The sequence below is a fragment of the Brevibacillus sp. HD3.3A genome (assembly GCF_013284375.2).
Lineage (GTDB): Bacteria > Bacillota > Bacilli > Brevibacillales > Brevibacillaceae > Brevibacillus > Brevibacillus parabrevis.
On sequence record NZ_CP085874.1, the window covers coordinates 4,301,952 to 4,321,957 of the forward strand.

At 52.8% G+C, this 20,006-nt stretch carries 21 protein-coding genes, 1 pseudogene and 1 riboswitch; of the genes and pseudogenes, 10 read left to right on the forward strand and 12 right to left on the reverse strand.

The window, feature by feature from the left end:
- Positions 1–48: 48 nt before the first annotated feature.
- A pseudogene (locus HP435_RS20110) lies at positions 49–429 on the forward strand (trypsin-like peptidase domain-containing protein); the annotation flags it as partial.
- Between the two features lie 78 nt (positions 430–507).
- Here the strand turns inward: HP435_RS20110 and HP435_RS20115 are convergent.
- The gene (locus HP435_RS20115) at positions 508–1,626 is read right to left on the reverse strand and encodes a YheC/YheD family endospore coat-associated protein (RefSeq protein ID WP_122964009.1); all 1,119 of its coding nucleotides are present in this window, start codon (positions 1,624–1,626) and stop codon (positions 508–510) included.
- 239 nt (positions 1,627–1,865) lie between these two features.
- On the opposite strand from HP435_RS20115, the gene HP435_RS20120 reads away from it, so the two are divergent.
- The 3 genes from HP435_RS20120 to HP435_RS20130 all read left to right on the forward strand — a co-directional run bounded on the left by HP435_RS20120 (position 1,866) and on the right by HP435_RS20130 (position 4,061).
- On the forward strand, positions 1,866–2,186 hold the full coding sequence (locus tag HP435_RS20120; RefSeq protein ID WP_005828119.1) for a winged helix-turn-helix transcriptional regulator: 321 nt from the start codon (positions 1,866–1,868) through the stop codon (positions 2,184–2,186).
- Positions 2,187–2,322: 136 nt separating this feature from the next.
- Positions 2,323–3,771, forward strand: a complete 1,449-nt coding sequence (locus HP435_RS20125) for a recombinase family protein (RefSeq protein ID WP_173600233.1) — start codon at positions 2,323–2,325, stop codon at positions 3,769–3,771.
- A gap of 11 nt (positions 3,772–3,782) precedes the next feature.
- Positions 3,783–4,061: a S1C family serine protease gene (locus HP435_RS20130; protein WP_122964007.1), complete on the forward strand. Its 279-nt coding sequence runs from the start codon at positions 3,783–3,785 to the stop codon at positions 4,059–4,061.
- Between the two features lie 38 nt (positions 4,062–4,099).
- Here the strand turns inward: HP435_RS20130 and HP435_RS20135 are convergent, their stop codons facing one another.
- Both HP435_RS20135 and HP435_RS20140 read right to left on the reverse strand, forming a co-directional pair.
- Positions 4,100–4,276 (reverse strand): hypothetical protein, encoded by a 177-nt coding sequence (locus HP435_RS20135; RefSeq protein WP_157128119.1) that lies wholly within the window; start codon positions 4,274–4,276, stop codon positions 4,100–4,102.
- 32 nt (positions 4,277–4,308) lie between these two features.
- Entirely contained in the window at positions 4,309–4,590 is a 282-nt protein-coding gene (locus tag HP435_RS20140) for a DUF2325 domain-containing protein (protein WP_005828113.1), read from the reverse strand.
- A 318-nt stretch (positions 4,591–4,908) separates the two neighbouring features.
- On the opposite strand from HP435_RS20140, the gene HP435_RS20145 reads away from it, so the two are divergent.
- The 3 genes from HP435_RS20145 to HP435_RS20155 all read left to right on the forward strand — a co-directional run bounded on the left by HP435_RS20145 (position 4,909) and on the right by HP435_RS20155 (position 7,436).
- Positions 4,909–5,517: an IMEF encapsulin system ferritin-like cargo protein gene (locus HP435_RS20145; RefSeq protein ID WP_122964006.1), complete on the forward strand. Its 609-nt coding sequence runs from the start codon at positions 4,909–4,911 to the stop codon at positions 5,515–5,517.
- Between the two features lie 36 nt (positions 5,518–5,553).
- The gene (locus HP435_RS20150; protein ID WP_063228109.1) at positions 5,554–6,402 is read left to right on the forward strand and encodes a family 1 encapsulin nanocompartment shell protein; all 849 of its coding nucleotides are present in this window, start codon (positions 5,554–5,556) and stop codon (positions 6,400–6,402) included.
- A gap of 206 nt (positions 6,403–6,608) precedes the next feature.
- Positions 6,609–7,436 (forward strand): alpha/beta fold hydrolase, encoded by an 828-nt coding sequence (locus HP435_RS20155; protein WP_173596900.1) that lies wholly within the window; start codon positions 6,609–6,611, stop codon positions 7,434–7,436.
- A gap of 80 nt (positions 7,437–7,516) precedes the next feature.
- Here the strand turns inward: HP435_RS20155 and HP435_RS20160 are convergent, their stop codons facing one another.
- The 5 genes from HP435_RS20160 to HP435_RS20180 form a co-directional block, all read right to left on the reverse strand.
- The gene (locus HP435_RS20160; protein WP_122964004.1) at positions 7,517–8,722 is read right to left on the reverse strand and encodes an aminotransferase-like domain-containing protein; all 1,206 of its coding nucleotides are present in this window, start codon (positions 8,720–8,722) and stop codon (positions 7,517–7,519) included.
- Positions 8,723–8,957: 235 nt separating this feature from the next.
- Positions 8,958–9,596, reverse strand: coding sequence for a metallophosphoesterase (locus HP435_RS20165; RefSeq protein WP_173600191.1), 639 nt, complete (start codon positions 9,594–9,596; stop codon positions 8,958–8,960).
- Positions 9,597–9,604: 8 nt separating this feature from the next.
- Positions 9,605–10,714: an ABC transporter ATP-binding protein gene (locus HP435_RS20170; RefSeq protein ID WP_173600192.1), complete on the reverse strand. Its 1,110-nt coding sequence runs from the start codon at positions 10,712–10,714 to the stop codon at positions 9,605–9,607.
- Positions 10,711–12,414 (reverse strand): ABC transporter permease, encoded by a 1,704-nt coding sequence (locus tag HP435_RS20175; RefSeq protein WP_173600193.1) that lies wholly within the window; start codon positions 12,412–12,414, stop codon positions 10,711–10,713. The genes HP435_RS20170 and HP435_RS20175 overlap by 4 nt, the downstream gene beginning before the upstream one ends.
- A 4-nt stretch (positions 12,415–12,418) precedes the next feature.
- The gene (locus HP435_RS20180) at positions 12,419–13,534 is read right to left on the reverse strand and encodes an extracellular solute-binding protein (protein ID WP_122964000.1); all 1,116 of its coding nucleotides are present in this window, start codon (positions 13,532–13,534) and stop codon (positions 12,419–12,421) included.
- A gap of 153 nt (positions 13,535–13,687) precedes the next feature.
- Between HP435_RS20180 and HP435_RS20185 the strand changes: the two genes are divergently transcribed.
- From HP435_RS20185 to HP435_RS20195, 3 genes are read left to right on the forward strand one after another with little or no spacing between them, the layout of a single operon-like run.
- Positions 13,688–14,620 (forward strand): LysR family transcriptional regulator, encoded by a 933-nt coding sequence (locus tag HP435_RS20185; protein WP_229049717.1) that lies wholly within the window; start codon positions 13,688–13,690, stop codon positions 14,618–14,620.
- A 48-nt stretch (positions 14,621–14,668) separates the two neighbouring features.
- Positions 14,669–14,992, forward strand: coding sequence for a helix-turn-helix domain-containing protein (locus HP435_RS20190; protein WP_173600266.1), 324 nt, complete (start codon positions 14,669–14,671; stop codon positions 14,990–14,992).
- The gene (locus HP435_RS20195; RefSeq protein WP_173600267.1) at positions 14,929–15,846 is read left to right on the forward strand and encodes an IS3 family transposase; all 918 of its coding nucleotides are present in this window, start codon (positions 14,929–14,931) and stop codon (positions 15,844–15,846) included. The genes HP435_RS20190 and HP435_RS20195 overlap by 64 nt, the downstream gene beginning before the upstream one ends.
- A gap of 86 nt (positions 15,847–15,932) precedes the next feature.
- On the opposite strand, the gene HP435_RS20200 is transcribed toward HP435_RS20195, so the two are convergent.
- The 4 genes from HP435_RS20200 to moaC all read right to left on the reverse strand — a co-directional run bounded on the left by HP435_RS20200 (position 15,933) and on the right by moaC (position 19,861).
- Positions 15,933–16,403 carry a hypothetical protein gene (locus HP435_RS20200; protein WP_122963998.1) on the reverse strand — a complete coding sequence of 157 codons (471 nt, stop codon included), beginning with the start codon at positions 16,401–16,403 and terminating at the stop codon, positions 15,933–15,935.
- A 215-nt stretch (positions 16,404–16,618) separates the two neighbouring features.
- A complete protein-coding gene (locus HP435_RS20205; protein WP_122963997.1) occupies positions 16,619–17,800 on the reverse strand; it encodes a pyridoxal phosphate-dependent aminotransferase in 1,182 nt (393 codons plus the stop codon).
- An 84-nt stretch (positions 17,801–17,884) separates the two neighbouring features.
- Positions 17,885–17,998: riboswitch (SAM riboswitch) on the reverse strand.
- Positions 17,999–18,094: 96 nt separating this feature from the next.
- The gene (locus tag HP435_RS20210; protein ID WP_173599133.1) at positions 18,095–19,375 is read right to left on the reverse strand and encodes an MFS transporter; all 1,281 of its coding nucleotides are present in this window, start codon (positions 19,373–19,375) and stop codon (positions 18,095–18,097) included.
- A 3-nt stretch (positions 19,376–19,378) separates the two neighbouring features.
- Positions 19,379–19,861, reverse strand: coding sequence for a cyclic pyranopterin monophosphate synthase MoaC (moaC, locus tag HP435_RS20215; RefSeq protein WP_063228098.1), 483 nt, complete (start codon positions 19,859–19,861; stop codon positions 19,379–19,381).
- Between the last annotated feature and the right edge of the window lie 145 nt (positions 19,862–20,006).

A 20,006-nucleotide genomic window follows, 5' to 3' on the forward strand; every position in this document is an offset into this window, starting at 1 on the left:
TTGGTGAAAAGTAAAAAATGGTCCCAATATACGCGAGTAAAGTACCCTGTGAGCAGCAGCAGTCTGCACCCGTTCAATTTTTTTGTCCCTATTGTAGAGCGCGTACAGGAGGGAGTCGTTTCCATCGTCACGGAAGACGCTCCCCTAGCTAAAGACGTCGATTCTCTGATTCGCAGTCTCATCGACCAGGATGATAATACTTCGTCACCGCCTACCGAGCGCAGTTTCGGCTCCGGTTTTATCTTCCACCCGAGAGGCTATATTTTGACCAGCGAGCACGTCATCGGCAAATCGAAAAACATTTTTGTCAAGCTGTACAACGGCAAAGTATTTGAAGCCAAACGCATCATTGCCGATCGAGTCAGGGACTATGCTGTTATCAAAATCGACGCGGACTGCAAGCTTTATCCTTTGGCACTCGGAAACTCTTCACACACCAAGGTTGGTGAATGGGTCATCAGTGTCGGTTCCCCGCTTGCTTCCAAAGGAACAAAAACCAAGCTTCTTTCAGACTCTGACACGTTGTTCCCTCTGCCCAACATCCCCGGTCTGTCTCTTGCGGGCGAGATGGAGAGCGAACTGCACAGGCCGCTCGATCGCCTTGGCGTACGTGACCATATCCCCCATTTGGCGAAATACTTCCCGCCCCGGTTTCGGATTGACCTCGATCAGCCAGACGCTCCCGTCTACAGCGACACCGATATCCAGCCCGAACTCCATCATTCGTCCAAAGTAATCCTCCAGCGTCTTCGCCACCTCATGGGCAAGCGAGTGACACTCCTTCGTGATCAGCTGTGCTTGTCTCTTGCCGAATCGCTGCTCGATCAACCCTTCAAAGGAAACAGCGCGCCCTCCGCCGTGCAAATTGGAGGTAGAGCTGCCAGCCTCCCCGATCCGTACTCCGGAGCCAGTCACCCTCCACTCCCCTGCCTGATCCTTTTGGATGAGCACGCGCACATCTGCCACATGATTCGGAATCAATCCGAGATCGATCCCTTGCTGCACGAGAAAATTGCCATCTGCAATCTGCTGCTCGACTACCCAGCGGCCAACCCAGTTCTCCACGGCACTGACGCTGTCCAGCTTGGCAGTGTGCGTCTGATATTGCTTGTCGCGCCCGGAGAGGCTAAATTCTTTGCCCTTGGCCGATATCCGCAAAATGCTTTTCCCTCCGGAGCCGTTCCCCGGCTTGACGTACACGAGTGGATATTTGCTCAGCATGGTTGCAACTCGCTTTTTTTCGTACAAGTGTGTTTCCGGAATCCAGTGCATCACCCGCCTGTCCTTGGCCAAAAGCTGGGTGACCCGCCACTTTTTGCTGAACGGGCTGTTGGCAAAGAAAAGCAGGTCGCTGTTTCGCAGCCGAATGTACTCGGGGACACGCCGCCGATAGCGGTCGATGACGACCTGCGGCCACGGAAACCATCTGCTGCTCCAGCCGCCGCCTGCTTTGGGAAGAAAGCCTTTGATCTTTTTTTCCTTCATGTTTACGTCCTGATGCGAAAACAGGTAAATTTCCGCCCCCAGCTTCTGCCCTGCCAGCACCAGCTTGCGCAAGTAGTCCGGCTCGCCAAAGCGCTGCCCCTGGCGCCAGGTCAAAATCCCGATCACCGGTTTTGGAAGCATCCTAACACCCTCTTCTTCTCGTATCGTTCGCCACAGTCTATGTGCATGTGCCTGCCTGTGAAACGATTTTTGCCGGAAACGGGCTTGGCTCGTGCGGACAATCCTATTTCCAGCATAACCCCGCCCCGGTATGGCAAACATAGATAAGCACATGCCAAACACTTCGTTACTTACTTTTTTCAAGTTTATCTGCTACAATAAGCGTTAACATAACCATGCTGTATAGAGGTGACACCAACATGAGTCAAGAATTTGCTGGCGAGCACATGTGTCCCAAGTACGAATGCGCCATCAATGTCCTCGGCAAGCGCTGGACAGGTTTGATCATCCACGTTTTGCTTCGCGGCGCTGTTCGCTTCAAAGATATTCGCGAGATGGTTCCGCACATGAGCGACAAAATGCTTTCGGAGCGACTGAAGGAACTGGAGGAGCTGGGAATTTTGGAACGAAAAGTATACCCGGAAATTCCTGTGCGCATCGAGTATGAATTGACAGAAAAAGGAAGAGATCTGCGTCCAGTCATTGAATCCATTCACGAATGGGGACAAAAATGGATGTAGCGCAGCCCCACTTGTCCAATCAGGATAAGCGGGGTTTTTTTGTGCGCAAAAAATCCAAGTTTTCCAATCTGTCCAGGCATACAAAGCGCTATTTTGCTGTAGACTCTAGCAACCTCAGTTGATGGGAGGAAATCCGATGCGAACGGCTGTCTACATGCGCGTCAGCACCGAAGACCAGGCACGTGAAGGATTTTCAATCCCGGCCCAGCGGGAAAAACTGTTGGCTTACGTCCACTCACAAGGGTGGGAGGTTGCCGCCATCTACGCGGAAGAAGGCGTGAGCGCCAAAGATACGAACCGCCCTGAACTGAAACGGATGCTGAAAGATATCCGCGAAGGGAAGACCGATGTCGTCCTCGTCTATCGTCTCGATCGCCTCACCCGCTCTGTGCTGGATCTGTATCGGCTTCTCCAGGAGTTTGAAAAGTATGACGTGCGCTTCAAAAGCTGCACAGAGGTGTACGATACGACTACCGCCATCGGCCGACTGTTCATTACGCTGGTGGCGGCGCTCGCCCAGTGGGAGCGGGAAAATTTGGCGGAGCGAGTCAAGCTCGGCATGGAGCAGATGGCGAAGGAACGAAAACGGCCAGGCGGCCCCCCGCCTTTTGGCTACGAGCTGGTGGACGGGGCGTTGACCATTCAGCATGTGGAGGCGGCTGGCGTCCGCGAAATGTTTGAGCGCTATGAGAAAGGCGAGTCGCCGCGGCAGATTGCGGAGTGGGCAAATCGCCAAGGACTTCGCGGGAAAAACGGCGCAAGCTGGGGGGCAAGTTCTGTCCTGCGCCTGCTGAAAAATCCGGTGTATCACGGGGCGCTGCGCTGGAATTACACCGACGGGCTTCAGCGCCAAAACTCGCCTGATCAATGGATCGTGGAAGAGGCCGCCCATCCGGCGATTATCGACAAAGACCTTTTCATGCGCATTCAGCAAAAAATGGCTGCGCGCAGCTCGCTCCACCCGCGTGTCCTTGGCTCCACCTTTTGCTTTTCCGGTTTGCTCTACTGCTCCCTGTGCCACTCCCCCATGCGCGGCAAGACAGCCAACACCAAGAGCGCGGGAAAACGTTACGTCCATCGTTATTATGTATGCAAAAACAAGCAGGCTGGCCGCTGCGACGCCCCTGCCATCCGGGAAGACCGTCTGGAGCAGGCCATCCTCTCCGAGCTGATGAGCTATTCGCACGAAGCGCGTGCTGCTTTGGAAGAAGTCCGGGCCTCGCTTTCTTCCGTGGTCCCTTTTGCAGATGCAGAAGCGCGGGAACAGAGGCGAGCGCTCAAATTGCGGCGCTGGGAAGCAGCTTACGAGGAAGGACTGCTCACCCTCGAAGCATTTCGGCTGAAAATCGCTGCCCTCGCCAAAGAAGCTGACGCTCTGTTCCCTGATCCACCTCCGTCTTTTGCCAGAGCTGCCTTCCCGCCCTACAACCAGCTGACCAATTGGCCGCTCCTCTGGTCACATGCCAGCGATGAAGAGCGCCGCATGCTCATGACGGCACTCGTCAAACGCGTGGAAGCAACCGAAGCTCCCGGCAGGAACGCACACGGCCGGACGATTCAGTTGCAACAACTGGTCTTTTTGTAGTTTTTGTCGCTATGTACACAGGCGGTTCCCCGCTCGGATTGGAAAATTCTGTAACCGCCGGAATTATCAGCGCAAAAAACCGTCGCCTCCAGGTGGCAAAACGAATGTATGAAGAGATTTTCCAAACCGATGCCGCCATCAACCCCGGCAACAGTGGTGGGCCACTTATCAATCTGAATGGCGAGGTCGTGGGGCTGAACGCCTTTATCATCCAGTCCAGCCAATGCCTGGGCTTTGCCATCGGGATTGACGCACTGAAAACGCAGCTTGAGCAGTATGTTTTCAAATAAGCGGAGAAGCAGATATTGGGAAAATAAAAAAACCCCGTCTACGATGACGGGGATTGCTTCTCAAATGCGATCAGGTACACATTCTCGCCTTCTGAATTGAGTTGTTCCTCTGCCTGTTTCAACTGTTGCAGCTGCACGGCCGTCAGCTGCGCAATAGGCAGTTCGCTTAAACGATTTTGCTCCATGCGCCATTCCTCCGTTGGTATCAGACTCATGCGTTAGTCTGTCCACCTGAACGGGTATGTATTTACGCCGTCAAATCGAAAGCTTTGGCAATCGCCGAACACGAGCGCTTGCAGAATACGATTGGCAGCTCACGATCCTTCGCCTGGTTTTTCACGGTTTTCGCGAGGTTGTGATTGACGAAGTCGGTCAAAACGAGAATCATATGAATGCCCGCAGGAATTTTTACGCCTGTTTGGGAGCTTTTGCGCCCCGTTACGTGATGAATATCTTTAAACCCTTGTCCGTGCAGCAAATCTACGATATTACCAAGGCGATCTCCGCCAATGACTAAAATGGATGACATAATGTTTTCCTCCTTAAAATGGGTGAGTGTCGATGTATGTTCTGGTTCTCTGTTTTCTAATTGATAATGAATATCACTCTTATTGATAAATATTATCATTCCCAATTAGCTTTGACAATACTCTCCATGATAACTTTTTTGTAAAAATCCAAAACTAAACGTATCCACCTCAGTCGTGGCGTGGCTTGAGGCGATGTGCTCCCGGCAAAACGTGCCATTTATTAACAGAAAACGCCGAAAATCTACATATGTATTGCCCGGTTCATTTTTCCAACTGTATAATGAACAAATAGATCGTGAATGAGGAGGTGGCGGAGGGTGCAAGAAATTACACAGCTGCACGCCATTTTTGATCGCACCAGAGGTTACATCAATCGTTTCATGGGCATCATCCAGCCGATTATCGACGCTGCACAGGACGAGCACACCCGCTTGTACTACCATCACATTTTGGAAGAAGAAGAACAGCGCATGGGACGTCTCCAGGAACTGGTTCCTTACCTGGAAAACGTATCCGGAAAAGAATCGCTTGCCCAACTGAGCGACCGCGAGCTTTCTCAGTTGCTGTCGGATGTTAACCTGGAGCGGTTTGGCCTGCACAATTTCCGCGAGCATCTGGAGCTTTCCCTGTACGAGTTTCAAGATGACGAAACCCGCACGACATTGGACGGCATGCGCGAAAAAACTCACGCCGACTACTTGCAAGTAAAAGAAATCATGGCTTCGCTCAGCGGACGGTTCTCTGACGGGTCCCATCCTGACCTGACCGACCACGATGAAGGCCACGATATTCATCAGGTGGATCACCTGAAAGCTTCTGCAACGGCTGCTCACGGTGTTGCTTCCGTCATCAAACACGCGGCTCCTGCCAAGACTGCCGCTCCTGGCAAAAAGGGGCTTACTGTTGGAAGTTTGAAAGGACATTAAGGAAACACCGATCTTATATGACCTGGAGGTTACGCTATGGACAAGCTTCGCAAATACCCAGACTCTCCATTAACCAATGAAGAATGGAGCCAGCTGGACGCTACTGTAGTCGACATGGCCCGCCGTCAACTCGTGGGACGTCGCTTTATCGATATTTACGGCCCGCTCGGTGAAGGTATCCAGACGATCACCAATGACGTATACGATGAATCGCGCTTCGGCGGTCTGTCCTTGCGCGGCGAATCGCTGGAAATGACACAGCCTAGCCGCCGCGTAAGCATGACAATCCCGATTCTTTACAAAGATTTCATGCTTTACTGGCGCGATGTCGCGCAAGCTCGCACACTGGGCATGCCGCTTGACATGAGTGCCGCTGCAAACGCCGCTGCTGGCGGTGCGCTGATGGAAGACGACCTGATCTTCAACGGAGCGGCTGAGTTTGATCTGCCTGGTCTGATGAATGTAAAAGGCCGCCTCACGCACCTGAAGAGCGACTGGATGGAATCCGGCAATGCGTTCGCTGACATCGTGGAAGCGCGCAACAAGCTCTTGAAAATGGGTCACAGCGGTCCTTATGCGCTGGTCGTGTCCCCCGAGCTGTACTCCCTCCTGCACCGCGTACACAAAGGCACTAACGTGCTGGAGATCGAGCATGTGCGCAACCTGGTGACAGACGGCGTATACCAATCGCCTACGATCAAGGGACGCTCCGGCGTGCTGGTGGCTACAGGCCGCCACAACCTCGATCTGGCGATTGCCGAAGACTTCGACTCCGCTTTCCTCGGAGACGAGCAAATGAACAGCCTGTTCCGTGTATACGAGTGCGTAGTGCTGCGCATCAAGCGCCCTAGCGCCATCTGCACATTGGAAGAAACAGAAGAATAAACAGCCTCGGATGGCGCAAACAAACCATCCCGGCCAACACGAAAAACGTATCCATTCGATCTGATCGCTTGGATACGTTTTTTTATGGCTTTTTCTCATATTTTTCTATTTCCCTCTTTCTTTTTCCAGATCTTAGATTAAAATAAGAACAAACGTTCCTTTTTTAGTTATGGAACGCAAAATCGGCGGGAGAGGTGCTAGCCAGTATGATTCAGTCACTGCACAACATTGACTTTTTTCAAGAACAAATCGGTTCCGGCGTTCCGATTGTCATGCTTCACGGTTTTTCGCTCGATCATCACGTCATGAAAGGCTGCATGGAGCCTGTTTTTGCTGAGCGCGAAGGTTTTCGCCGACTCTATATCGACCTGCCCGGTATGGGAAAGACGAAAAATTACGACAGCGTGCAAAATACGGACGACATGCTAGAGGCTGTTCTGCACTGGATTGATCGTGAACTGCCAGGCGAACCGTTCCTCCTCGCTGCTGAGTCGTACGGAGGTTATTTGGCGCGTGGAGTCATCGAAAAGCGCAGAGAGCAAGTCAAAGGCGCCCTGTTCATCTGCCCGAGTGTTTTCCCCAAAATGAGCCAGCGCACGCTGCCAGACAAAGTCATTTTGGTAGAAGAGCAAAGCCTGTGGGACAAGCTGACAGAGTCGGAGCGCGCCGAGTTCGAAGCCATGGCTGTGGTCGCCACAGAAGAGACATGGGACCGCTACAAAACAGAGATTATAAGCGGGTACAGCATCGCGGACTTCCCCTTTTTAGAACGACTGAAAACATCGTACGGCTTCTCTTTCCCGCTTGATACGCAGCTTTTTCCCCATCCTGGATTGTTCGTCGTAGGCAAGCAGGATCATGTCGTCGGCTACCAGGACGCATGGAGCTTGCTTCCTCACTATCCACGCAGTTCTTTTGCCGCGCTCGATTGCGCTGGACACAATCTGCAAATCGAACAGCCCACGCTGTTCACAGAGCTTGTCCATGAGTGGCTGAACCGGGTCGAAAGAGAGCTTTCTTTGTCCTTGTCCTAACAATAAAAAAGACAATCAGCTTTTCAGCAGCATGATTGTCTTTTTTCATCCTTTTGCTTTTCACTTACACGCCCCGGACGCTATTGCGTCACGAGACTTTTGCTGTACTCTGTAAACGCTTTGCCGAGTCTTGCGATGGCGAGCTGCGTATCTTCGCGGTTCAACAGCGTGTAGTTCAAGCGCATCGTGTTGTGCTGCGGCTCGGCGGCGTAAAACGGCTTGCCTGGCACGAATGCCACGCCTTCTTGTACAGAGCGGGCCAACAGCTTCTCTGCGTCCACATCGGCTGGCAAGTTGACCCACAGGAACATGCCTCCGCGCGGCTTTTCCCACTGCACGCCATCCCAGCTTTGTGCGAGCAAAAGCTCGTTCATCCATTCCATGCGCTCTTTGTAGGAAGCGCGGATTTTTTCGATGTGGCTTTCCAGATCGAAGCGGGAGAGCAACTCGTGCAGCGCGATCTGGTCAATGGTGCTGGACTGGAGGTCGACGGCTTGCTTCGCTTTTACCATCATCGAAATGACGCGCTGGTCGCCGATTGCCCATCCGGTGCGCAGACCAGGAGCAACGATCTTGGAAAACGTGCTGGTATAGACGACACAGGAATTGGTCGGATGTTCGTCGAGCGAGAAAATCGAGCGGTACGAAGCTTCGCCGTCAAACTGGATTTCGCCGTACGGATCGTCCTCCAGAATGAGAATGTTGTTTGCTTTGCACTGAGCGAGCAAGCCTTGGCGGCGTTCGAGGCTCCACACTTTTCCCGTAGGATTCGCAAAAGTCGGAATGACATAGACCATTTTCGGACGATACTGCGCGATCTTTTTCGCCAGATCCTCCAGGTCCATCCCTTCCGAATCACCTTCCACCGGAATGGCGCGAATCCCTCTGAACTGGAACAATTGGACTGCAGCCAGATACGTTGGATTTTCTACCAGCACGACGTCGCCTTCATCCAAATAGACTCGACACAGTAAGTCGACGGCCTGCTGGGAGCCGGTGGTCAACAGCATATTGTCCAAGCCTACGTTCATATGTTTTTGCTTCATTCGTGAGGCTACCCACTCCCGAAGCGGGATATATCCGTCTGTCAAACCGTATTGCAACGATTTCGCGCCCAGATCGAATGCCCGATTAAACGCTTCGCGCATTTCCTGGATGGGAAAAGAATCCTCGGCTGGCAGGCCACCTGCGAGCGAGAGCACTTGATTGCCTTGGGTCAGCTTCAAGATTTCCCGGACAGCCGAGGAGGATAATGCATCTACTGATTTCGAAAATGTGTACTCCATGTTCCGTTCCCCCTTGATTTTGCTTATTCTTGTTTTATCACTGTCGATAGGCAAAGTCCAATCCCCGCTGGCTATGAGCGGATAGGTTTTGGCTATGTCGAGCGATTGTTCAATCGACTGCTTCCTCGGCTAAGGTGATCAGGATGCCACTAGCTGCTGCCTAGTGTGCCGTGCCGTTGCAGGCTGTTTTCCCACGTAAAAAAGCCACTGCCCGCTTTTCGCGCAGGCAATGACCCTACTTTTCGATGCACCAGTCCGCTGTGCGAAAATCTGTGTACACCCCTTTTGTCTCGGTCGAGCAGGAATAGCTTTTGTGGTGAGTGAGATCGAGCAGCGTCAATCTGACGCCGTGCTTCGCCCCGGTATCAATGCCGATCCGGTCAGCTTCTGCCCAGATGTCTCCCGGCGCAACCCCCATGCGATAGGTGGGAGTGTGACCAAAGACGACGATCCACTCGTAGCGAGACGAGCTGTTCCAAAACTCCTCGCGAATGGAAAGCAGATCGACCTGCTGCTGGGCAGCGAGCGCGATTCCCGGGCGAATGCCCGCATGGACGAACAAGTATGGTCCGTACTCGATGTACAATGGCAATCCGGCGACAAAGGCAACGGCTTGCTTGATCGACTCTGGCTGCTCTTCTGCCGCATGCTGGTCGAGAAACCATTGCTCCAGATTGCCCCGCACGACTGCCGCCCCTTCTTGCAGCAGCCCTTGCACAAAAGAGAGCGTCTCCCACGTCTCCGGGCTTTTGTCGATATAGTCGCCGAGCAGAAACAGCCGATCGACTTTCGGATCGTACTGGGCCAGCTCCAGAAGCTGCTTTGCCCCTGCACCGTGCCCGTGAATGTCTGAAATGGCAAGGATACGTGACATGACTTCGCTCACCTTTCGTCCAGATGAGGAAACAAGTAAGCGGCTGATGGCTTCAGGCAGACGTATCCACGTTCCGTATTTTCCAGTCGCTCCGCGTGAAAAAAGGCCAAAGTCTGTCCTCCGCCGATTTCACCGAGGATGCGCCAGCGATTGCCTTCGTATGTGCTGTGCACGACGCGAACTGGAAAACTGTTTGCCTCCGGCTGCTGCGCCCACTCTGCTTCTTCGGGACGAAACAAAAGGTCAATCTGCTCGCCGTCTGCAAGCGCTGACTGGACATGAGCGCGATCCCCGCTTCCTTTTGCGGCGGGTATTGTACCCTCGACGAGCGCTTCTCCGATGAGCGCGATGTCGCGGCCAGCTTCCTTGCGCAACGTGCCCGTCAGCTGATTACCGGCCCCCAGCAAAGACGCGGCAGAGCGTGTCGCTGGCTGCTCGTAGCAATCTTGCGGCGCTCCCATCTGATCGATCGCTCCCGCTCTCATGATGACCAGCCGATCTGCCATGGCAAACGCTTCATCCGGATCGTGTGTCACATGAAAGACGGTTGTTCCCAGACGGCGGAACAAGTAAGCCATTTCCGTGCGCATGCGGATGCGCAGCCGCATGTCGAGATTGGATAGCGGCTCATCCAGCAAAAGCAAATCCGGCTCTGTGGCAAGCGCGCGAGCAATCGCCACACGCTGCTGTTGGCCTCCTGAAAGCTGGGGCGGCAGGCGTTGCTCCAGTCCTTCGAGACGCAGCAAGCTGACAAGCTCGGCAATCTTGGCCTTTATGTAATCCGCTTTCGCTTTTTTGCGCTGCAATCCATAAGCGATGTTCTCGTAGACCGTCATGTGCGGCCACAGGGCGTAGTCTTGAAACACCATGTTGATATTGCGCTTTTCCGGGGGCACCAGTCGCGTAGGCGAAGCGACCTGCGCACCTCGCAGTTGCACTTCTCCCGCATCTGGCTGCGTCAGCCCGGCAATGACTTGCAACAAAGTCGACTTCCCGCAGCCGGATGGCCCCAGGACGCTGATGATTTCTCCCTTTTGGACGGACAAATCAATTCCGCGCAGGGCAGCATAGTTGCCAAACGATTTGTGTACTCCGCGAACTTCCAGTATCGGATTCAAGCATGATCTCTCCCAGCTTTCCATTTTTTCGGCTGAAACAACAGCTCGACAATGACGATGATCAGGACGACCAAACCGCCGCCCATCAAGGTCGAAGCCGCCGCGTAAGCGAATTTCAGATCTTCAAACGCCTTGTTAATAAAGACGGGCAAGGTCATAAAATCAGGCGGGAACAAAATCGAAGTCGCCGCCAAATCAAACACACTGCTGCCAAAAGCGGACAAACCTGCTGCGACGAGCGCCCCGCGGATCAACGGCAGCAAAATCCACCTCACGCGCTGGACGAAGCTTGCTCCCTGCATTTGCGCAGCTGCCAGCAGCTGCCCCGGCACTTTTGCCATCGCGCCGACAATGACCCGCGTAATGATCGGGATGGCACCTGCCACACTTGCCAGCGCGAGAATCCACGGCGTTCCGTACAGCAACAAGCCGATCGGTTCGAGCCAACGCTGATTCCAGACAAAAATATAGCCAATGCCGAGAACAACGCCAGGTACAGCCAGCGAGACCAGCGAGATAACGTCGACAGCCCTGCGGTATTTGAACGGCGAATACGTCAGCACGTAGGCGACGAAAAATCCGACGATCAGTCCGATAATGCCTGCGGTAGCGGCGATGCCAAGCGAATGCAGCAAGCCGTCCAGCAAAGCCTCTCCATTGGCAAACAGCTCTTCGTAATGACGCAGAGTCAATCCTTGCAAGCCCTGATCCATGCTCGATGTATCCGAGATGGACATGAGCAGGTTCGCCCCGAACGGAATGCCGATGACGACCAGCAAAAAGCTGATGCAGCCGATATTCAGCCACAGGCTGCCCCGCTTTGTTGTCTTGCGCTCCTGTCTGGTCGCCCGGGAGGACAGTACATCAAACCGCGCCTTGCGCATCACATAAAACTGAATGCTCATCGCAGCGACAATCAGCAGCACGAGGTAAAACGACAGCACTCCCGCCATGTCAAAGCGGATGGGCGACGTGTACAGAGCCGAATAAATCGAATACGGCAGCGTCGGAAAACGGAAGACAGCAGCGATCGATGCCGGCAAGCCGAAGTCGCCGATCGTATCCATGAACACGAGCAGCGCCCCGGAACAAATCGCAGGCAGCAATAACGGCAGCTCCACCGTGCGCCAGACCGTCCAGAGCGAGCCGCCGCACAATCTGGCTGCCTCTCCCAATCGGTCCACCTTCCATTCCAGCGCACTCGCAATCGCCAAGTAAGCGAGCGGGAATTTGCTGAGCGACATCACCACAACCAGACCTTCTGGCGAAAAGACGAGACTTGTGATCCAGGTCCAGCCCAGCCAGGCGTTCGCCAGACCATCTGCCGCAGCAAACATCACCCAGCCTTGCGCCAAAATGAACGATGGCGTAATCAGCAACACCCAGACCGCCAGATCGAGCAGCCTTGCCGTTTGAAACGACCAGCGCGAACGGACGATAGCCAGTACGCAGCCGAGCGCTGTCGCAAATACCGTCGTTCCTACGCCAAGGTATAAGGAATTTTTCAAGGAAGCCAGCCAGAGCGGCCGGGTGAACACGTCCAGCAGCAGCGATAAATCCCCGATGTTCCACTGCCCGAAAAACACACCGGGCAACAACACTTGAATGATGACAGCAGCAAGCGGCAATAAAATCAGGAAAAAGAGAATGGCCAGCACGAGCCAGCCCATTCGGTTTCCATATGTCCCTAGCAATCTCATCGCTTTACTTTACCGCTTTGTCGGCAAACCATTGCTTGATTTCCGCTTCATGCTCGGAAGCCCACTCTGGATCGGCGACGACCAGCTTGGCATTGGCAGCCCGGTCTTTTTTGGCAACGGCTCCTTTTGCGGACGGCTCGAAGTAGCTTTCTTCTCCCTGATCGATCAATTGCTGCTGGACCTTCGGATCGAGAATGAAGTCGATAAACGCTTTCGCTGCTTCCACGTTTTTCGTATCCTTCTGAATCCCGGCTACGCGCACAGATGCAGGCGCTCCTTCTTCTGGCCAGATGATTTCAACAGGCTCTTTTTTGTTTTTCAGCGTGTAGGCATTGCTTTCTTGCAGGGCTGCCAGTTTGATCTCGCCCCCTGTCAAAGCTTTTGCCACATTCGGATTTTTCGGGTAGACGCGAGCGCCGTTTTGCAGCAGCTGATCGAAGTAAGCTTTGCCTTTGTCCATGCCCTCCTGCTGGAAAAACCAGGCGACAAACGGATAGGCTGGAGCAGCTACCGCCGGGTCCGCCATGCCGACCATATTTTGAAACTCCGGCTTGACCAGATCGTTCCACGATTTCGGAGCTTTGTCTGCCGGGAGTTGTTTCGTATTGGCAATGATGACACCCGCTGCATGTGCACCTGTCGGGTAGTACGTTTTGTTCGCTGGAACGAGCTTCGCCGCAAAGTCTGTCAAGCCCGCAGCGTTATTCGGCGTCCAGCCTTCGAGCAGTTGTCCGTCTTTGCCCAGCTTGTGAATCGACGGCATCGCGTCCATCCAGACGACATCCCAGTGCGGATTGCCTTTTTCCGCTTCGATCCGCGACATGATTTCTGCTCCGTTGCCAGAGACGAGTTTGACTTTGTAGCCTGTCTCTTTTTCAAACATCGGGCCGATGATCTCATCGAAGTCATTGAGATAGACGACGAGCGGCTCTCCCTTCGACTTGTCTTCTTTTGTTGGCGCGCTCCCGGTTGTTGTGGATGCTGCCGGCTGATTGCCCGCTTTGTCTGTACCTGATGCTGCCGGAGTGGTGGAGCCTTGTCCACATCCTGCAAAAAGCAAAGACGTGGAGACGAGCAGCGTCAATACGGACCATTTTGGCTTGCGATTTTTCTTGTTCATTCCGTTTCCCTCCCATTTCTTTTCCTACTGACAACTTTACGCGATTAGTGTGAGCGGAAAGTAAATGAGATGCTAAGCTTGTGTTAAATAACGTCTATGTTTATTGATGGAACGATAGAGAATATCTATACTGGTGGCGGAGGGATCGACTCGATGAATATTCAGCAATTGCGCGTATTTGCCGTTTCCGCTCAGTGCAAGTCGCTGACCGAAGCCGCCGAAGCTTTGCATATCAAGCAGCCAACCGTCAGCTTTCACCTGAAAAAACTGGAGAGCGACCTCGGCGTGGAGCTGTATTACAAGCAGCCGCGGCACTTTCGCCTGACGGAAGCAGGAGCGGCGCTCTTGCCTTATGCCCGCAGAGTGTCCACTTTGCTCACAGAGGCCGGACAAGTCATGGAGGAGTTTCGCCACGGCGGCAGAGGAACGCTGAAAATCGGGGCGAGCTATACGCCTGCCACCTACTATCTTCCCCCTTATCTGGCTTCATTTCAGGCGGAGCATCCGCACGTCCTGCCGATTTTGACCGTAAAAAAAGCGCGGCCGCTCATGGAGCTGCTGCGCGATTTTGAGATCGATTTGGCGATTGTCTCGTTGTCCATGCAGCCCCAGGACGGTCTGCATGTCATTCCGCTGCTTGCCGACGAACTGCGCCTCGTTCTCGCTCCGCAAAATCCGCTTGCCCAAAAAAGCGTGATCGAGCTGACTGATTTGCAATCCGAGCCATTTCTCATTCACGAAGCAGGCTCCACCTCACGCGAGCTTGCTGAACTTTGGGCCCAGGAAAACCAGCTGCGCTGGCAAGTGCGCATGGAGCTGGGGGCGATTGAGACGATCAAAGAAGCGACCAAACACAACATGGGCGTCAGTGTCCTGCCGTACCGCAGCGTCGTGCGCGAAAGCGAAACTGGTGAGCTGATCGTTCGCGAACTGCCCGGCTACGTCAATCGCAGGCACATTTGCCTCGTCTATCGCCAGGACGACATCATGCCTTATCCGGTCCAGAGCTTCATCCGGTTTTTGCAGCATCAACGCCCGCACGCAAAAAGCCCCTCTCCGCTGTATGATATTATCCCCTTTAAGTAGACAGTAAAAAGAAAGACCATTACTGTTTATTTGGAGGGGATATTCTTTATGGGGAAAATGACATACTCGCTTGAATTTAAGACACAAGTAGTGGAATGGTTTGAACAAGGAGCTACGTATAAACAAATTCAAGAAACCTACGGTTTGGATTTACGGATGTTCCGTAGATGGGTTAGAAAATACAGAGATCACGGTGTACAAGGATTGGTAGACCAAAGAGGCAAAGCCGGAGGGATGAGCATGGGAAGGCCTCGTAAAAACCCCATGGCTTCAGATGAAAGAATTAGGCGTCTTGAAGCGGAGGTAGAATTCTTAAAAAAGCTCTTAGAAGCCAGAAAGGGGGAAAGAAGAAGGATCAGGGAAAAACAGTAATTTTTCGGATTATTGCTGAGATGGCGGATCGTTATCCAGTTCTGTTACTATGCAAAATTGCTCAAGTATCAAAAAGTGGTTATTATAAGTGGCTGCACTTACAGAAGAACCCGACGAGAAAATACGCGGAAGACCAAGAGTTAAAAAAGCTGATTTTGCATTGTCATCAAGGGGTCAATGGAATATACGGATATCCTCGAATTAAGATGTGGCTATACCGGGTCCATGGCATTCGAATTAATCATAAGCGTGTGTACCGACTGATGAAAGAGTTGGGGATCCAATCACGTATTCGCAGGAAACGAAAGTATTATGGACGCAAAGAGCCAATCGTGATAACAGAAAACAAGTTGAACCGTGAGTTTGCTGCGTCACGACCTACTGAAAAATGGGCTACAGATATTACCTATATCATTTTTAACGGGAGACGGCTGTATCTGTCTGTCATTTACGACCTTTTCAATAATGAGGTAATTGCCTATAAAGTCAGCAAACAGAATGATTTATCCCTCGTCTTAGATACTGTGAAGGCAGCGACACAAAAAAGAGACGTGAATGGCGTCCTGCTACATAGCGATCAGGGAAGCCAGTACACGTCCAGAGCATATCAGAATCTATTACAAGCGTATAACATAACTCCAAGTATGTCGAGAAAAGGAAACTGCCTGGACAACGCTTGTATCGAAAGCTTTTTCAGCCACCTCAAAACAGAATGTATATATTTGGATTCCTTCGGAACCGAAGAAGAGGTGAATAAAGCAATCGAACGTTACATTCATTTTTACAATCACGAACGGATTCAAGCTCGTTTACGCAGTCTCAGCCCAGTTCAATACCGAGCTGAGGCTGCGTAAAGCAAGGGCTTGTTTTGAACTGTCCACTTGACGGGGATAAGACCAGTAAAAGGGAAAGGGGCGATTATGTAAATCAAATAGCTATTCTACGCGATGCGAACAACACGAGCCTTTTCTGCTTGCGGCAAGAAAGACAAGTCTACGTGTCCGCGTGCTTCATCCAGTCCGATGTCCTCTGCCAAAAGCAGCGCTTCTTCCTGGAAAGTCGGCGTACAGCTTCCTTCGTTCAGCTCACAGAGACGCTTCAAACGCTTCAAGCGATCCGCGCATTTCTCTGCACGCATGCATTCATTGGTCAGCTCACATACATTTACATGGCGCGCATCTGCGATCATGCTGATATCATCTACGTGCACAATCAGCCGCTTGCCTTCTTCTGTGACGAATCCGATCGAGCAAAAATGCGCACCTGACATTTCCAAACGAGTGAGAACCGCATTGGCAAAAATCTCTCCCGTGCGCAGTCGAACCTGAGCTGCTTCAATGGCTCCACCGATCTTCCGCTCGTTGGCGATCACCGTATACATGTCCGTGTAACCGTTAATCTGATAGCGCATAGTACCCTCCCGCTCTTGCTGAGATCAATTATCATTACCATCCTATAATGAAAATCATTATCTGTCAACGGTGAGAATGATTTTTATTCGCCTTGCCTGTCTTGGTTTCCAAAACGCATGGCCCTTACATTTTACCCAGAAAATCTCCTGCTATCCCCTGATTTCCAAACAAAAACCGCACTTTCTCATGCAGGAAAGTGCGGTCCGTTCTCATCCTATTTGGTATTGGCAAACAGTCCTAATTTCTCAATGCGCTGTACCGCTTCGGCCAGACGTTCTTCACTCGACAACAGCGCGGCGCGAACGTATCCTTCCCCGGTAGGGCCGAAGCCGTCACCGGGAGCAACGACGACATGCGCTTTTTCCAAGAGCAAATCGGAAAACTCGATGGAAGTGAATCCGGCTGGAACCGGGAGCCAGGCAAAAAACGAGCCTTGGGACGGCGGCGCTTGCCAGCCGATGCGGTGCAGATTGGAGAACAAGGCGTTTCGTCTGCTTTCGTAAACAGCCACCAAATCCCGAACGCATTGCTGCGATTCGGTCATCGCGGTTACCGCGGCCATTTGCACAGCACCGAACAGGCTGACGAAATAATGATCCTGAATCAAATTGATCAGTCTCACCAGCTCGCGGTTGCCGACCATCGCCCCTACGCGCCAGCCAGCCATGTTGTACGTTTTGGACAAAGTGTAAAACTCGACACCGACCTCTTTTGCCCCTGGCACCTGCATGAAGCTGACCGGCTTTTTGCCGTCGTAGCTGATCGCGCCGTAGGCAAAGTCGTGGCAGACGACGATCTCATGCTTGCGGGCAAATTGAATCGTTTCCTCGTAAAATTCAAACGGCGCGTTCACCGCTGTCGGGTTATTCGGATAGTTCAAAAACATCAGCTTGGCCCGATCCAAATCGGCTTGCGGAATTTTGCTGTAGTCCGGCAAAAACTGATTTTCTGCTGTCAGCGGCATCATCGACATCCGACCATTGACGACCGCCACACCCGACCAGTAATCCGGATAGCCCGGGTCCGGTACGAGCGCGACGTCGCCTGCGTTCATCAGCACCTGGCAAATTTCCACCAGTCCTGTTTTGCTGCCGAACAAAACCGCTACTTCTTCTTCCGGATCAAGGTCTACGTCAAATTGTTGTTTGTACCAGTGCGCAACAGCCTGCTTCAGTTCCAGTCGGCCGGAAAAAGGCGGGTACTTGTGGTGAAGCGGGTTGGCTGTATGTGCTTGCAGCGCTTCTACGATGTGGGGAGGAGTCGGCAAGTCCGGGTTTCCCTGCCCCAGGTTGATCACATCGTGCCCGTTGGCGATGACTTTATTTACTTTCGCTACCAGCGTCGCGAAAAATTGGGTTGGCAGCCGGTCAATCATGTCGGAAGGTTGGATACGCATTTCTCTTCAGTTCCTTTCTTTTCGCCCATACAGCAAAAACCCCCTTTTTCCGTACAGAAAAAGGGGGAGATCAGCTTGGTCACGTCCTTATCTGTCAGGAATACTCCTGCTGGAATTGGCACAGCATCTGCATCGCTACACGCGCAGATCCGCTGCCGGGCTTCATAGGGCCAGTCCCTCCGCCTCTCTTCATAAGTAAATCACACGGAATATACTGTTTTTAATCTTCTTCATACTACATTGCCTGCTCTCGGCGTGTCAAGATGCTTCCCCGCAGGCGCTCGCCTTTTTTCGCTACATCTTTTCTGCGGTTGGCACAGCCACCTTTTGACGGCGATTCAAAAACGTTGTGTGGAAGGCGAAAAACGCCACGGACAAGAGCGCAAGCCCTGCCATGATGTACAAAAGCCCTTGCGCCTGAAAGTGCTGGAAAATGATCGCGCCGAGCAACGGTCCGAGCATCCGCCCTGCCGAGCCTGTTCCCGCGATCAGCCCTTGAATAAAGCCTTCCCGTCCTGCTGGCGTAATTTGTGCGGCTACGGCAGGAACGGCTGGCCAGACGAGCATTTCGCCCAACGTCATGATAAACATCGCGGCGACGAAGCCCGCATAGGAGGTCGACTGCGACAAAATCAGCATCGACAAGGCAAAGACGTAGGAGCCGAGCAGCATTTGCGCTTTCAGCGTGCGAGCAAAGCGGCGAATGACCCAGGCGATCAGCGGTTGACCAAACAGGATCAAGCCGCCATTCAGCGTCCACAGCAAGCTGTACTGGCGCAAGGAGATGCCCAAAGATTGCATGTAAGTCGACAACACCGTCGTCCATTGCACGTACACAATCCAGCTGATCAGCAAGCCGCTGCACAAAAACAGCAAGGCTCCCCAAACCACTTTTCGCGTTGGCTGAAGCTCTCCTGCGCCATGTGCGCCAAGCTGTCCGTCAGCATCGGTCTTGCTCGTGTCCGACTCGCCCGCTGGCGAAGCAGGCAGTGGCCGATTCTCCGCCGCTTTCAGATGGCGCGGCAAAAAGATCACGAAGATGGCGAGAACGATCATTTGCGTGAGTGCGTTCCCGAAAAAGGTCCAGGAAAACGATACGCTCGCCAAAAGTCCGCCCAGCGCCGAGCCTGCCGCCACTCCCGCATTCAACGCGACGTAAATCATGTTGATTCCTTTGCGCCCGCCTTCCGGCCACAAAACGACCGCCAGCGCGTTCATGACAGGAGACAGCGTTCCGTAGAACAGCCCGTTTAACAGCAGCAGGATCGTATACACGGTAAAATCGTGCGTAAGTCCAAGACCGATTGTAATCAAAATAATGCCGACAGAGCCGATTATGATCGTCCGCATTCTTCCCCAGCGGTCAAACAGCATGCCACCCGTGATGCTTCCGATCAAAAACGCGCCCTGGTTCAATAACAGCAAAAAACCCGCTACAGGCAGCGGCTTCCCCAAGTAATCGTGAATGTAAATCGTGACGAGCGGCCATATACATGCCATACCCGTAGAAAAAATGATGGCAGCAACCGCCAGAAGACGAATGCTGCTCGGATAGGATTCCCATTTCTGTCTCATAATCTAGTTCTCTCCCCGACGAAAATCGCCGTTCTTTCCGCCTGATTTGCTCAACAGACAGGTCGGCCCGATGACCATGCCTTTGTCCATCGCCTTGCACATGTCGTACACCGTAAGAGCAGCAACGCTTACCGCTGTCAAAGCTTCCATCTCGACGCCTGTTTTTCCGGTCGTCCGCACGCTTGCTTCCAGGCCCAGCGTCGTCTCGTTTTCAAACGTGAAGCGAATATCAATCCCGGTCAAGGAAAGCGGATGGCACATCGGAATGATGTCCCACGTCTTTTTCGCAGCCATGACTCCCGCTACTTGCGCGACTGCCAGCACATCCCCCTTCTCTACCCGCCCTTCGCGAATACGCTGAAGCGTCTCGGGCTTCATGACGATTTTGCTTTCCGCTACGGCCTCCCGCTTGGTGATGTCTTTTTCCGAAACATCCACCATGCGCGCACGGTTTTGTTCATTAAAATGCGTCAGTTGATCACTCATGTTCCTGTTCGTCCTCCATTTGTACGATCCCGTAACCCGCTTGCAACTTTGCTTCTTCTACCTTACTCCCGCCGCTTGCGAAAATCAATGGGAACACCGCGAGATTTGTCTTTGGCAAATCATGTCGCATCGCTTTCACTATCTT

Bases quoted from the DNA above. Each gene is read 5' to 3' on its own strand.
- HP435_RS20175 (WP_173600193.1), bottom strand. From the start codon at position 12,414: ATGAGATTGCTAGGGACATATGGAAACCGAATGGGCTGGCTCGTGCTG.
- HP435_RS20150 (WP_063228109.1), top strand. From the start codon at position 5,554: ATGGACAAGCTTCGCAAATACCCAGACTCTCCATTAACCAATGAAGAA.
- moaC (WP_063228098.1), bottom strand. From the start codon at position 19,861: ATGAGTGATCAACTGACGCATTTTAATGAACAAAACCGTGCGCGCATG.
- HP435_RS20210 (WP_173599133.1), bottom strand. From the start codon at position 19,375: ATGAGACAGAAATGGGAATCCTATCCGAGCAGCATTCGTCTTCTGGCG.
- HP435_RS20125 (WP_173600233.1), top strand. From the start codon at position 2,323: ATGCGAACGGCTGTCTACATGCGCGTCAGCACCGAAGACCAGGCACGT.
- HP435_RS20190 (WP_173600266.1), top strand. From the start codon at position 14,669: ATGGGGAAAATGACATACTCGCTTGAATTTAAGACACAAGTAGTGGAA.
- HP435_RS20165 (WP_173600191.1), bottom strand. From the start codon at position 9,596: ATGTCACGTATCCTTGCCATTTCAGACATTCACGGGCACGGTGCAGGG.
- HP435_RS20130 (WP_122964007.1), top strand. From the start codon at position 3,783: ATGTACACAGGCGGTTCCCCGCTCGGATTGGAAAATTCTGTAACCGCC.
- HP435_RS20155 (WP_173596900.1), top strand. From the start codon at position 6,609: ATGATTCAGTCACTGCACAACATTGACTTTTTTCAAGAACAAATCGGT.
- HP435_RS20185 (WP_229049717.1), top strand. From the start codon at position 13,688: ATGAATATTCAGCAATTGCGCGTATTTGCCGTTTCCGCTCAGTGCAAG.
- HP435_RS20200 (WP_122963998.1), bottom strand. From the start codon at position 16,403: ATGCGCTATCAGATTAACGGTTACACGGACATGTATACGGTGATCGCC.
- HP435_RS20140 (WP_005828113.1), bottom strand. From the start codon at position 4,590: ATGTCATCCATTTTAGTCATTGGCGGAGATCGCCTTGGTAATATCGTA.
- HP435_RS20180 (WP_122964000.1), bottom strand. From the start codon at position 13,534: ATGAACAAGAAAAATCGCAAGCCAAAATGGTCCGTATTGACGCTGCTC.
- HP435_RS20135 (WP_157128119.1), bottom strand. From the start codon at position 4,276: ATGAGTCTGATACCAACGGAGGAATGGCGCATGGAGCAAAATCGTTTA.
- HP435_RS20120 (WP_005828119.1), top strand. From the start codon at position 1,866: ATGAGTCAAGAATTTGCTGGCGAGCACATGTGTCCCAAGTACGAATGC.
- HP435_RS20205 (WP_122963997.1), bottom strand. From the start codon at position 17,800: ATGCGTATCCAACCTTCCGACATGATTGACCGGCTGCCAACCCAATTT.
- HP435_RS20160 (WP_122964004.1), bottom strand. From the start codon at position 8,722: ATGGAGTACACATTTTCGAAATCAGTAGATGCATTATCCTCCTCGGCT.
- HP435_RS20115 (WP_122964009.1), bottom strand. From the start codon at position 1,626: ATGCTTCCAAAACCGGTGATCGGGATTTTGACCTGGCGCCAGGGGCAG.